This window comes from Paenibacillus sp. FSL P4-0113 (assembly GCF_038009305.1).
Classification (GTDB): domain Bacteria; phylum Bacillota; class Bacilli; order Paenibacillales; family Paenibacillaceae; genus Paenibacillus; species Paenibacillus polymyxa_D.
This window is the reverse complement of the sequence record NZ_JBBPAZ010000001.1, coordinates 5,303,555-5,316,019: the sequence shown is the minus strand read 5'-3', so window position 1 is coordinate 5,316,019 and position 12,465 is coordinate 5,303,555. Positions and strand designations below refer to the sequence as shown.

Here is a 12,465-nt window from a genome sequence, read left to right as displayed (position 1 = left end):
GTTTACAGGGAGATATCGTGAACCAAGAGGGGAAGTCTAAGCGAAAATTCATTACCACTTACATTCGTATGGCTTTTGTCATTTTCCAAGCTACTATAATCTGAAGCTGTAAGCTGCAACTCTCCCCCCATGCGCTCCGCCAGTCTGCGCGCCAGAGGAAGACCGAGTCCCGTACCGCTGTCCTGACGAGATCGATCACGACTTAAAGTAGCAAACGGCTCAAAAATCATGTCCCATTTCTCCCTAGGAATCCACGGACCGGAATTGCGTACATACACAATCACAGTGTCCTGTTCTACCCGATTCGATAACGTAATCCATCCACCGTCTTGATTATACTTTACTGCATTATCCAGCAAATTTAGTACAATATGCATCAGATGCTTAGGGTCTCCCCACACCTGGGCTGGAACGGTATCTATCGAAAAATCCAGTCTACGCGCTGCCGCTTTTCCTCGAATATGGCTCCCCGCATCTTCCAGTAACGAATGCAGTTCCACAACCTCCGTATGCAATTCAAAATCATATTTATCCAGCACAGATAGCCGCAGCGAGTCCTCGACAAGCTCGTATAACCGTTTTGTTTCCTTACTGATGCTTTCTCTCGCTTCACGCACCAGTTCAGGATCATCCCCATACATATCCAGTAAATCAGCATAAGCTTGAATAGAGGTTAACGGGGTCTTTAGTTCATGACTGATATTTCCAATAAAAGATTTTTGCTGCTGCTCTAGCTCTCTCAAACGCTGAACCGTTTCTTCCAGCCGAAGCTTTTCGTTTTCCAGCGCGGTAATGCTCTCCCGGATCACATGGCTCATCTGGAGCATTCCTTCATCCAGTCTTCCCAGCTCATCCTGCCGCCGCAGCAGTCTGGCTTCCGGATAATGCCCTGCCGATATCTGTTCAGAAGCGCGAGTTAGTCTTCCGATGTCCCTCGTCTGGCGGCTGACATAGCCTAAACCTAAGATAAAGCTCAATACCAGCACCGCACCCCCCGTCCATAGAAACAAGTGGGCAATGGCCCGGTAGAACTGCTGCTGCGCTTCTATTGAGCTGTGAAGCTGTACCACTCCCAGTAAGCCGTCCGGACCTTGAAGCGGAGCCAAATAAGTGATTGCGCTTCCTTCCGTAATGTATGCAATTTTGCCTTGGATCGCATAGGAGAGCGCCTGGCTGACATCTGTTCTAAAAGCCAGCGGTAGAGAATTGCCAACCTCATGCCCTTGACCATCATATAAAATAACGCGCATATTACTGGATACGCCCAGTTCCACTGCGAGCCCAGGTGCCTGCTTCTTCATAAAGTCTTCCGGTGATTGGCGCACTCCCAACAGGTAAGACTGTTTTACACGCATTTCTACAATTTCGGCCTGACGCTTTAAGCTGCGTTCCATTTGATCTGTCTGGTTAGCGCGAATACCAGTAAGCACGAGCCAGCTCAGCACACCGACAGTAAACAGCAGCAAAGCCGCAAGTACCAGCGGAAATTTCCAACGCAGGCTCAAGCCTGTAGGTTTGCATTTGCGCTTCTGCTGGTCGGTGGACCGCAAGTTTTCTTGCTGATGGAGTGAATGATGTTCGTTCACGTCATTTTCTCTGCCTTATAGCCGATACCATACACGGTCTGCAATATCGCCTGATGTGGCTCAAGCTTCTTGCGCAAACGCTGGATATGAATATCCACCGTCCGCGTTCCTCCCACATAATCGAAGCTCCATACCTGCTCCAGCAGCTCGTCCCGTGTATACACCCTTCCGGCATGAGATACCAACAGCGCCAGCACATCAAACTCCTTGGGGGTCAGATCCAGCGCTATGGCTCCAAGTTCAGCCGTTCGGCTGGACGGACGTACCCGTAATGGGCCGAGTACCATTTCTGTTCCTTCCGGAGCAGGTGCTCCTTCTCGCTCCAGTCTCCGTACCAATGCTTTAATACGAGCGAGCAGCTCCCTCAGATCAAACGGTTTGCTCATAAAATCGTCCGCACCCAGCTCCAGTCCGAGTACCTTATCAACGATATCGTTTTTGGCCGTCAGCAGTAAAATACCGATGCCCTTCCGACTTTCCAAACGGCGGCACACCTCATATCCACCCAATTTGGGCATCATCACATCCAGTATGAGCACATCCGGATGGAACAAACGTACTTTTTCCAAGGCGTCCTCCCCGTCAATGGCGGTTTCCACCAAAAAGCCCTCTCGCTTTAACGCATAAGCCAGCGCATTTCGAATGCTCACCTCATCGTCCGCTATCAGTATTTTCTTATCCATGTCCTGCCCTCCCTGCTCTCGCTTCATTTTATTTTACGCTCCTGGCGACAAAGGGCAAGCCCGCGACCTGAACTTATGTTACTCCAACTTTCCATAGCGCCATCATTAGACTTTGACTCTTTTTAATGTCAAGGAAATATGACGCAGTATAAACATCTCTTCCCTCACTGCCTTGCGCTTTGAAGTGTCTTACCTGTCCGTATATGCTAAAATACTTCCGTATCGGCTATTCGCCTACAGGAGGGCATGATCATGAAACATTCTATTTTGATCGTAGAAGACGAAGAGAAGATTGCCCGGCTTCTAGAGATCGAGCTTCAATTTGAAGGCTATCAAGTATGTAAAGAAAAAAACGGAATTGATGGGTTGGAGACGTATTGCAAAGGCAATTGGGATCTAGTATTGCTGGATATTATGATTCCCGGTCTCAATGGCATCGAGCTACTTCGGAGGATTCGTAAGCATGATGCGAACGTTCCTGTCATTTTGCTGACGGCTAAAAGTTCCATTGCAGATAAGGTCGAGGGACTCGATTTAGGAGCCAATGATTATGTTACCAAACCGTTTGTGATCGAAGAGCTGCTTGCACGTGTACGGGCCGCACTCAGAGTGGGTGCAACGAAAGACATGGCTCCACAAGTGGTAGATCAATGGCTTAGTGCCGGGGATTTACGTCTCCATGAAGGTACTCGTGAAGTTCTTCGAGGAGAGCACAACATTGAGCTTACACCGCGAGAATTTGACTTGCTCGTTCATTTACTTAGACACCAGCGACAGGTACTTAGCCGCGAACAATTACTGGAAAATGTATGGGGTATAGATTATATGGGCGATACCAATGTGGTCGATGTGTATATTCGCTACGTGCGCAATAAAATCGACCCTACGCGCCAGCTCCCTGAGCTGATCCATACTGTACGCGGAATTGGTTATGTTCTGAAGGAATCCTTATGAAGCTACAAAACAAAATCCATACGTATACCTCGTTATTATTCGGGATTTTACTTGTGGCTATTCATTTCTCAGTCTATTTCCTATTCAGCCAACTTTCGATAGACAGTCGAAAAGACCAGGTAGAGGCCGCAGCAGAGAACATGATTCGTGGGATTCAACGTGCTCCGGTATCCGTAGCCGCTGAGGATCTTCTCCGAGCCTATGTACCGCTGGATGGCATGCTTCGGCTAATGAAACCAGAAGGCGACTTTCTTCCCCCTATCACCTCTTCTTCCGAGCAATCTCTTAGCTTGATGAAGGGCGTTTTTGATGAAACACGGCAGGTTCGCATCATTACCTATGAAAGCAACCGTTACATTCTTGTATCGCTCCCCATGATTTGGACCAATGGCGAGGTTGTCAATCTCCAGGTGACCGAAAGTCTGCAACCGACGATGCAGACGCTACAGGTACTCAGAATCGTACTTGTTGCTGTCACTGGCATTGCGCTCATTCCTGTCGTGGTATCGGGAAGACTGCTCGGCAGACTGATTACACGTCCCATTACATCTATGATTAGCACGATGAAAGAAATTCAGCGCAGCGGGAAATTTAAACGTCTTCCGCTCCATTCATCATCACGCGACGAACTGGTCGAAATGGGTGAAACATTTAATGACATGATTGAACTGCTGGAGCGAAATTTCGTCAGGCAAGAACAATTTGTATCTAATGCGTCCCATGAATTGAAGACGCCGCTCACCATTATTGAAAGTTATGCCAGCCTGCTCAAACGGCGGGGGTTGCAGCATCCCAAGATTTTTGCCGAATCCGTTGAAGCGATCCATTCCGAGGCGATCCGAATGAAGGACATGGCAGAGCAGCTTCTTTTGTTGGCCAGAAACGAAGAACAGTGGAATGTCGTGCTGGAGTCTGTACGCCTGACCAGCATCGCGACAGAATTAAAGACTACATTTGAAAATGCGTTCGCCCGACAAATTCAACTGGATGTACAGGCAGACTGCAATGGCTATACCGATGAAAATAAGCTGAAGCAGCTCCTATTTATCTTTTTGGATAATGCACGCAAATACAGTGACGAGCCGATATACCTGATGATTGATACCGTGGACGGCACAACTCAACCCTGCATAAAAATCACAGATCAAGGAATTGGAATCCCGGAAGAAAAGTTATCTAAAGTATTCGACCGTTTCTATCGTGTGGATGAAGCCAGAAGCCGCGAGGAAGGTGGGACTGGACTAGGCTTATCATTGGCTACAGGAATTGCACAAGCTATACATGCTCAAATTGGGCTAGAAAGTGTAGAGGGAAGCGGAACAACTGCAACGATCATCCTCCCTGCCGTTCCAAAATAATAAGCCAAAGGAGGAAATAACGATGAAAGCCATCTATGTGTGGATGATTGGGGGTACGCTGGCGGCTGTATTGATCACAATTTGTCTTTTACAGTGGCCTTGGGCACGGTCGTTAGCAGCTTCTCCATTGGAAGAAAAGGCCATCATCCAATCCATTTTGCATCAGTATCCCGGCGAGGTGCTTGAATCCCAACACTTGGGTGATTTTTATCTGATCAGGCTGGAACACGCTAAAGGCAAGTACGACATAAAGGCAAATGCCTATAACGGTGTCATCGAATCCATTAAGCGGACACAGGCTTATACAGATGCGAAGCAGGAGCCCCAGGACCACAAGCCCGGTACCTCACCAACCAGAGACACATCGAATCCAACTAATAAACCTGACCCAGCTTCTTTCGTCATTACGGAGAAAGAAGCAGCCAAGCTTGCTGCCCAAGCAGTTAACGGAACATCCGATGATATTGAGCTTCATCGCAACGACAAAGGCCTCTACTATCTGGTTGAGGTTGAGGTAAAAGATGGGCGTGAAGCAGTAGTACAGGTCAATGCAGTATCGGGCTCTATTGACTCTATAACTTGGGAAAAAGAAAAACAGGAGCACGACGAATCATGACGATTTGACGATCATCTTAGCTCATGTTTCTCATGGTTTTCTCATGATTCTATTATGTTCCTCTCATGTTCAAGAGATAAGCTGTATTCATGCTTATAGCACAAGGAGGAATGATGTAATGAAAAAAAATTATACATTAGGAATTATGGCAGCCACGGTTCTGCTTGGAGTTACGGTTACGGGTGTCTCAGCGAGTGCCGTATGGGCCGCTAAACCTACGGGTCTTATTGGAGCGACCGCCGCTGCCAACATTGCCAAGAAAGCTATGGGGAATAATGCACAAGTTGAAGATGTCGAACTGGAGCGCAAAAACGGAAAGGTCTACTATGAGGTGGATCTCCAACAAGGGGATAAAGATTGGGATATAGATGTTGATGCTTATACTGGGAAAACCATCCGTTCCCATTCTGAGCTTGATCATGAATCGAATGACGAGTCCATCCTTAACAAGCCAAATCACATCACCCTGACTGAAAAGCAGGCTGGGCAAATTGCGCTTAAACACGTGCCCGGGAGTACCCTTTTGTCTTCTAAATTGGATAAGGAAGATGGACAGTTCATCTACGAGGTAAAGGTACTCACCAACGAAGGAACCGTTGAACTTGAAATCCATGCATCATCTGGCACAATCGTGGATACAGACGAAGATGATGACAACGAATATTAATCACCCAGGTCAATAATCAGGGTAACTAAATACAGAGCTAATTAAAACGGAGCAGCGAACTTTCGCTGCTCCGTTTTTTTTGACCCATGTGACACAAGAAAAGAACGAAGATAGCTTCATAAAACTGCACCTATTATTTCCTTATGAATAGACTGATAACTAACAGAGGATTACCTTGTTCTTCAATTCAAAGTCAAGTGAGGTTCTTATGGCGAAATCCTATACTAAAGCACAGATTCGCAAAATCACCCGTCGTTTCGGCTTGATTCCATTAAAATCAAGCTTAGTCTCATCATTATACCGAAAAAATGCAGTGATCCAGGTGAAAACGAAAAAAGGAACTTATGCATTAAAACCTTTTAGTCGTACAAAGATGGTCCGTTCAAATACGATTCAACAGATGGAACGAGCTGCGAGCCATATAAGGCTTTTGAAAAAGAGAAAGTATACCTACATGCCCGCATGGCTCCCCATTCATTCCGGCAAGTTATGGACTCTATATCAAGGAACGCCATTTTATGTAAGCCAGTGGGTCAAAGGACGGGGACTGGAGACCGCTGAAGATTTCGAAAAACTGGGGCGGGCACTTGCCACACTTCACGCCACCTCCACCGGCTTGCATCGGATGGATAAAGTAAAGTCCCCTCCGACCATTCAACAATTGCGGATATGGAAAAACCAGGATCGTCTTTTTCAAAGAAAAATGATAAAAAACAGTCGCCATGATAAAACGTACCGTAACTGGTACAATGCTCACGGCGAAAACTGCAAACGTTTATCCAGGCGAGCATGGAAGGATTTGCAGGATGCATCCATCATAAGGCTGCTTCGGATGGAACATCGGCACCCCTCCTTGATACACAGTGATATCACTACCCCAAATGTCATTATTTCGGATGACGGTCATCTCAAAATCATTGATTGGGATCGGGTTAAGATCGGCTCAGTCTATGCTGATTTGGCAAAGGCCCTTATGAATACGACTCAATTCAATCCTGAATTTGTGCAGTCCTTGCTGAAGGGATACCAAAAACGCAAGCCACTAAGCCGAACTGAACGGAAGATTGTTACGGCTTTATATAAACTACCACGAGAAGCCTGGCACGCTTCCCGACACCCGCACCGTTCAAGAGATCGTGAAATCCTGGACCATTGGGATCAGTCGTGGCCTCTTCGATTACAAATCATCCATATTTTGCAGGAGTGGGCTCATGTATAAAAGAAAGTGAGGAGCAAAATGTCGATTTTATCGAACGTTGAGCAGATGTATGGAATCAAAATTCAGCGTACCCGTCAAATGAAGGACATTCACAAGATTGAGACCGCTAATACGACTTATTGCTTAAAACCCTACAAATTCCCGGAAGAAGAGATCCGTTTTATTACACGTGTCTTGTCCTACCTGGATGAGCGCGGGTTTACACGCAGCCAAAAGGTCTATCCAACAGTACAACAAACGGCTTACATGACCTATGAAGGTGTTTCGTATACATTAACCAATTGGGTTCATGGACTCAGACCAGAATTCACAAAAAGAATAGACTTCAAAAAGGGAATTGCTACTTTAGCCAAATTCCATTCCAGTGCCATGGGCTTTCCTGTCACTGAAGCTCCGCCATCCAGAATCCGTTATGAAAGCTTGAGCGATGAAATAGCTGGATACAAAAAACGCCTCATCCCATACAGAGGCACAGCACATCTCGTAGCTCTTTGTGAAGAAGTGTCCCATCGTCTACAGCAGCCCAAAGTTAGAGAAGCCATTGCTCGGGAGCAAAAAGCCGCCGCATTTATACACGGCGACTATAATTATCCCAATCTGATTAAAGACAAACAGCTCAAAATCCATTTGATCGACTTTGAAAATTGCTCCCTACATGTAAGGATGAAAGATCTCTCCCATCTTCTTCATCGGAATTGTCTTTGGAATGGGACAAAGATGCTGCGCGCGATAGATTACTATCAACGATATCGTCCATTGAGCACCCATGATTTGCATCTGCTTCACGCACTATTGATCTCTCCCTATCATGTGGTCCGCAATATCAGAATAGGCGGCTTCCGTTCTGCCAAACGAGTCATTCCCTCGTTCGTTCATTTGAACAAATACCGACGTGAACTCAGATCACTATTATAATCGGTCAGCTTGGAACTAAACAAAAAAACAGACCCGATGAAACGGTCTGTTTTTTTGTGTTCTGACAACAACTACAGGAAAAGCGCATGCCGCTAAAGCCAATCGACTTGCTAACTGTACCGGTACAATCAAAAATTTATAGCATTGTAAACAGCACTTCCCCCTTCTACAATGATGCTAAGACTCAATGCTCAATGGTTTCGAGAAGAGAATCTGGGAAACTAACAACAATAGAGGTGACTGTACATGTACACCATGACAAAAGAAGAAATAAAAGCTTATTTAAACAGAATCGGAATTCCCGAAATTCAACCTCCTACCCTTCCCTATTTAGTTGAGCTGCATAAGGCTCATGTAAAACATCTTTCATGGCAAACATTGGACATTTATGCAAGGAAGCCGGCAGCCATTGGTTTTCAAGAATCCATTCAACTCATTCTACATGGGAGAAGTGGTTATTGTTTTCATCTGAATGGTGCCTTTAGTGCACTACTATATTCACTAGGGTACAAAGTTTCTCTGCATCGTGCCGGGGTACAACCTCTGGGAGCTGAACCACGCATTAATTCATTTCATCTTGGACTAACAGTGAACTTGCTAAATGAGCAACATGAAGATGAAGTATGGATTGTTGATGTCGGGCTGGGCGATATGCCATATGAGCCTCTTCCACTCCGTATGGGAACTTATGAACAGGCTCCTCTTCATTATAAAGTCATGGAATCCGGAGTTGTTACAAAAGGTTGGCGGTTAGAGCATGACTCGCTTGCTTCATTTGTTGGCGTTGATTTTGCTCCTGCGGTTGTTCAGGATTTGGAAGAATTCATGCCGAAACATCATTTCTATAGCCGCTCAGCGGAATCTCCATGGTTTAACCTATTTCTGATTCGGCAAAGGCAAGCATTAGAGGCGAATGAACTCAGAGGATGTATTTGGAAAAAGCGCGGGCTAAACGGTTTGGAAAAAATAGAGCTGGATCAGAAATCGCAGTGGCTGGAAGTGTTGGCAGATGTATTTGGCGAGCCGCTCGTTAACTACAGTCACCAGGAACGGGACGAGTTATGGAAAAGAGTACTTGCGGCTCATATGGAATGGAAAAAGTCTATGACTGAATCATTGCAATAGTAAAGCTTCCAACGTAAGGATAGTCTTCAAGCCACATCTTACACCTTTAACATTTCCGAGGAGTGCTGTAGCATTTCCAATTCCTTCACCATGTTTTATCAGCTTCGTGAACGAAGCCAATTCCTCTGTATGTTCCTGCGAAGAAGCAATATTGCAGGCACTCTCCGCTGCCTAATGATACTAAAAAAAGAATTCGACAGGCACCTGACCCCCCTGTGCTTGCCGAATTCCCTCTAAAACACGTTTATCGGAACCTCACAACTGTGTGGCACCATCCAGATCAATCCATAGTTTCACCATGCTGTACTTATTTATTATTTCGTCTTACCGATTCAGGAGGCTACCTACATACCTTAACAGATCGTTAGCGCTGGCTCCTGTGTAGCCATGCTCCTCAATCAGTCGTTTAATCACCTCATTCATCCGTTTGAGCTGATTAGCGTCAGGCGTTTTGGTTGAAGTCGTAATCTTCACAATATCCTTCAAATCGGCGAACAGCTTCTTCTCAATGGCTTCTCGCAGCCGATCATGATGATGATACTCAAACTTCCGTCCCTTGCGAGAATACGCAGAAATACGGATTAATATTTCTTCACGGAATGCCTTTTTCGCATTTTCCGATACCCCGATTTGCTCCTCAATAGAGCGCATGAGCCGCTCATCCGGGTCGAGTTCCTCATCTGTGAGCGGATCGCGAATTTTCGCCCAATTGCAAAAAGCTTCGATGTTATCCAAATAGTTGTCAAACAGCGTCTTGGCTGATTCCTCGAAAGAGTACACAAATGCCTTCTGCACTTCTTTTTTCGCCAATTCGTCATACTCCTTACGAGCCACGGAAATGAAATTCAGATAGCGCTCCCGTTCTTCCTTTGTGATGGAGGCATGTTGATCCAGACCATCCTTGATTGCTCGTAAAATGTCCAGGGCATTGATGGATTCCACATTTTGCTTAATCAATGCACTAGAAATGCGATTAATGACGTACCGCGGGTCTACCCCGGACATACCTTCCTCCAGAAACTCACTTTGCATTTCTTTCAGATCGGCTTCCTTGTATCCTTCGACCTCTTCACCGTCATACATGCGCATCTTTTTGACCAGATCCATCCCCTGTTTCTTCGTCTCCTTCAAGCGGGTAAGCACGGAGAAAATGGCAGCCGTACGCAGCGCATGAGGCGCAATGTGGATATGTCTCATATCACTTTGTTTAATGAGCTTGGCGTAAATCTTTTCTTCTTCAGACACCTTCAGGTTATAAGGAATCGGCATTACAATCATCCTTGATTGCAATGCCTCGTTCTTTTTGTTTGCAATGAAACTTTTATACTCGGATTCATTGGTGTGAGCCACGATCATCTCATCTGCACTGATGAGCGCAAACCGTCCGGCCTTGAAATTCCCCTCTTGGGTCAGAGAAAGCAAATTCCACAAAAACTTCTCATCGCATTTCAGCATTTCCTGAAACTCCATCAGTCCACGATTTGCTTTGTTCAACTCTCCGTCAAACCGATACGCACGCGGGTCGGATTCCGAACCATACTCCGTAATCGTGGAAAAGTCGATGCTGCCCGTCAAATCAGCTATATCCTGTGACTTCGGATCAGAAGGGCTGAACGTACCAATACCAATCCGGTTTTCTTCTGATATAAACACCCGCTCCACGCGGACCTTTTCAATATCGCCATCAAATTCTGTGCGCAATCTCATCTGGCAGGATGGGCAGAGATTACCTTCAATCCGTACACCCAGCTCCTTTTCAAAATCGGGACGCAGCTCATGGGGAATCAGATGAAGCGGGTCCTCATGCATCGGGCAGCCTTCAATCGCGTACACGGCTCCCTGATCCGCTCTCGAAAATTTCTCCAGGCCACGCTTTAGCAACGTGACCAGTGTCGATTTCCCCCCACTGACGGGTCCCATCAAAAGAAGGATACGCTTGCGCACATCGAGTCGCCTGGCTGAGGAATGGAAATATTCCTCCACCAACTTTTCCAGCGCTCGATCCAGTCCGAAGATCTCCTGCTCAAAAAATTTATATCGCTTATGTCCCCCAACCTCTTCTACACCAAAAGATTCAATCATCTTGTAAACCCGTGCATGAGCTGTCATCGCCGGCGTCGGGTCTTTCTTGAGTATCTCAATATACTCTCTAAAAGTGCCGCTCCAGGCCAGACGGTTGTTTTCCGCCCGGTACTCCGCAACGCGTTCAAAAATATTCATGCTCGGTTCCTCCCATGACTGCGTAATGACTATCCTCCACTCCGGATGATTATGGCTACACTCGTCACGCCTTTCAGGATATGATGCAATCCCCTTAAAAAAAGTGTAATACATACCTATGCAGATTGATTTCAGAATTGACCTATTTTTTGTGACAGGTCTCTCTGCTTTATCGAAAAAACCAAGGGATACACTGTGCTAAAATATACAACAACGACGCGGACCTGACGCATTATGGTACAATATAAGCTCGGAATAATGGGATAAAGGAGCGGGAGAAGTCATGGCGGTTCGGCATGAGACGGAGCTGTACGCTCCGGTGAAAGCCTTTTTTGAGAGCTTGGGATATGAAGTCAAAGGAGAGGTGCGCAACTGCGATTTGGTGGGTATCAAGCCAGGGCAACAGACACCACTGATTGTAGAGATCAAAAAGACGTTTAACCTGGCGCTTGTGCTGCAAGGCATGCAGCGTTTGAAACTAAGCAGCAATGTATATGTGGCTGTAGAACGGAATCGTGCCAAAAAAGGGGCCGTGAATCAGCGCTGGAACGAACTGGTGGGACTGTGCCGCCAGTTAGGACTTGGCTTGCTTACCGTCACCCATTTCAAAACGAAGCCGCCGCTCGTTGAGGTACTGTGTAACCCTGCGCTACCTAGCGACAATGCCCGCAATGCAGCAGCGGTACGCCCGGGCTCGCGCAAGGAAAAGCTACTGCGGGAATTTCACGCACGCAGCGGTGACCACAATACTGGCGGCAGCACCCGACGCAAGCTGGTCACTGCCTATCGGGAAAAAGCGCTGCGCGTAGCGGCAGCCTTGCAGAGCTTGGGGGAAGCCGCTCCGGCGCAGCTCGCTCGCATAGCAGCCGTCAGCACAGCTGCTGCCGTGCTTCAGCATAACTACTACGGCTGGTTTGAGCGCGTATCCCGCGGCCGCTATCGACTGACTCCGTTTGGCGAAGCTGCCCTGAACGAGTATGCGGCAGTACTGCAAGAACATGGCATTAAAACGGCCGCTGGAATGGACGCAGAGCTTGACGAGGACAGTGGACAGCGCCAGATTGCGGAAGCGCCAATCACTTACTCCACCGTTGCTGCGGAAACGGTGGATGACTGACATGG

The 12,465-nt window shown here is 46.8% G+C and carries 11 protein-coding genes; 8 read left to right on the top strand and 3 right to left on the bottom strand.

Going from position 1 to position 12,465, the window contains the following annotated elements:
* Nucleotides 1-2: 2 nt before the first annotated feature.
* A complete protein-coding gene (locus MKX46_RS23290; protein WP_341071842.1) occupies nucleotides 3-1,586 on the bottom strand; it encodes a sensor histidine kinase in 1,584 nt (527 codons plus the stop codon).
* Entirely contained in the window at nucleotides 1,583-2,269 is a 687-nt protein-coding gene (locus MKX46_RS23285) for a response regulator transcription factor (RefSeq protein ID WP_341071841.1), read from the bottom strand. Before MKX46_RS23285 ends, MKX46_RS23290 begins: the two co-directional genes overlap by 4 nt.
* Before the next feature lie 252 nt (nucleotides 2,270-2,521).
* Between MKX46_RS23285 and MKX46_RS23280 the strand changes: the two genes are divergently transcribed.
* The 7 genes from MKX46_RS23280 to MKX46_RS23250 all read left to right on the top strand — a co-directional run bounded on the left by MKX46_RS23280 (nucleotide 2,522) and on the right by MKX46_RS23250 (nucleotide 9,123).
* The gene (locus MKX46_RS23280; protein ID WP_069012810.1) at nucleotides 2,522-3,223 is read left to right on the top strand and encodes a response regulator transcription factor; all 702 of its coding nucleotides are present in this window, start codon (nucleotides 2,522-2,524) and stop codon (nucleotides 3,221-3,223) included.
* Nucleotides 3,220-4,581: a sensor histidine kinase gene (locus MKX46_RS23275; protein ID WP_341071840.1), complete on the top strand. Its 1,362-nt coding sequence runs from the start codon at nucleotides 3,220-3,222 to the stop codon at nucleotides 4,579-4,581. Before MKX46_RS23280 ends, MKX46_RS23275 begins: the two co-directional genes overlap by 4 nt.
* A gap of 22 nt (nucleotides 4,582-4,603) precedes the next feature.
* Nucleotides 4,604-5,197, top strand: coding sequence for a PepSY domain-containing protein (locus MKX46_RS23270; protein WP_341071839.1), 594 nt, complete (start codon nucleotides 4,604-4,606; stop codon nucleotides 5,195-5,197).
* Between the two features lie 118 nt (nucleotides 5,198-5,315).
* Nucleotides 5,316-5,864, top strand: coding sequence for a PepSY domain-containing protein (locus tag MKX46_RS23265; RefSeq protein ID WP_341071838.1), 549 nt, complete (start codon nucleotides 5,316-5,318; stop codon nucleotides 5,862-5,864).
* A gap of 208 nt (nucleotides 5,865-6,072) precedes the next feature.
* A complete protein-coding gene (locus MKX46_RS23260) occupies nucleotides 6,073-7,083 on the top strand; it encodes an aminoglycoside phosphotransferase family protein (protein ID WP_318626819.1) in 1,011 nt (336 codons plus the stop codon).
* Nucleotides 7,084-7,101: 18 nt separating this feature from the next.
* A complete protein-coding gene (locus MKX46_RS23255) occupies nucleotides 7,102-7,998 on the top strand; it encodes an aminoglycoside phosphotransferase family protein (protein WP_340884856.1) in 897 nt (298 codons plus the stop codon).
* Nucleotides 7,999-8,244: 246 nt separating this feature from the next.
* On the top strand, nucleotides 8,245-9,123 hold the full coding sequence (locus tag MKX46_RS23250) for an arylamine N-acetyltransferase family protein (protein WP_341071837.1): 879 nt from the start codon (nucleotides 8,245-8,247) through the stop codon (nucleotides 9,121-9,123).
* 324 nt (nucleotides 9,124-9,447) lie between these two features.
* On the opposite strand, the gene MKX46_RS23245 is transcribed toward MKX46_RS23250, so the two are convergent.
* Nucleotides 9,448-11,343 (bottom strand): PrkA family serine protein kinase, encoded by a 1,896-nt coding sequence (locus tag MKX46_RS23245; protein ID WP_341071836.1) that lies wholly within the window; start codon nucleotides 11,341-11,343, stop codon nucleotides 9,448-9,450.
* Between the two features lie 283 nt (nucleotides 11,344-11,626).
* Between MKX46_RS23245 and MKX46_RS23240 the strand changes: the two genes are divergently transcribed.
* Entirely contained in the window at nucleotides 11,627-12,460 is an 834-nt protein-coding gene (locus tag MKX46_RS23240; protein ID WP_209949853.1) for a DUF2161 domain-containing phosphodiesterase, read from the top strand.
* Nucleotides 12,461-12,465 lie beyond the last annotated feature (5 nt).

Excerpts from the sequence above, each read along its gene's own strand:
- MKX46_RS23285 (WP_341071841.1), bottom strand. The coding sequence starts at position 2,269 with ATGGATAAGAAAATACTGATAGCGGACGATGAGGTGAGCATTCGAAAT.
- MKX46_RS23280 (WP_069012810.1), top strand. The coding sequence starts at position 2,522 with ATGAAACATTCTATTTTGATCGTAGAAGACGAAGAGAAGATTGCCCGG.
- MKX46_RS23275 (WP_341071840.1), top strand. The coding sequence starts at position 3,220 with ATGAAGCTACAAAACAAAATCCATACGTATACCTCGTTATTATTCGGG.
- MKX46_RS23270 (WP_341071839.1), top strand. The coding sequence starts at position 4,604 with ATGAAAGCCATCTATGTGTGGATGATTGGGGGTACGCTGGCGGCTGTA.
- MKX46_RS23265 (WP_341071838.1), top strand. The coding sequence starts at position 5,316 with ATGAAAAAAAATTATACATTAGGAATTATGGCAGCCACGGTTCTGCTT.
- MKX46_RS23260 (WP_318626819.1), top strand. The coding sequence starts at position 6,073 with ATGGCGAAATCCTATACTAAAGCACAGATTCGCAAAATCACCCGTCGT.
- MKX46_RS23255 (WP_340884856.1), top strand. The coding sequence starts at position 7,102 with ATGTCGATTTTATCGAACGTTGAGCAGATGTATGGAATCAAAATTCAG.
- MKX46_RS23250 (WP_341071837.1), top strand. The coding sequence starts at position 8,245 with ATGTACACCATGACAAAAGAAGAAATAAAAGCTTATTTAAACAGAATC.
- MKX46_RS23245 (WP_341071836.1), bottom strand. The coding sequence starts at position 11,343 with ATGAATATTTTTGAACGCGTTGCGGAGTACCGGGCGGAAAACAACCGT.
- MKX46_RS23240 (WP_209949853.1), top strand. The coding sequence starts at position 11,627 with ATGGCGGTTCGGCATGAGACGGAGCTGTACGCTCCGGTGAAAGCCTTT.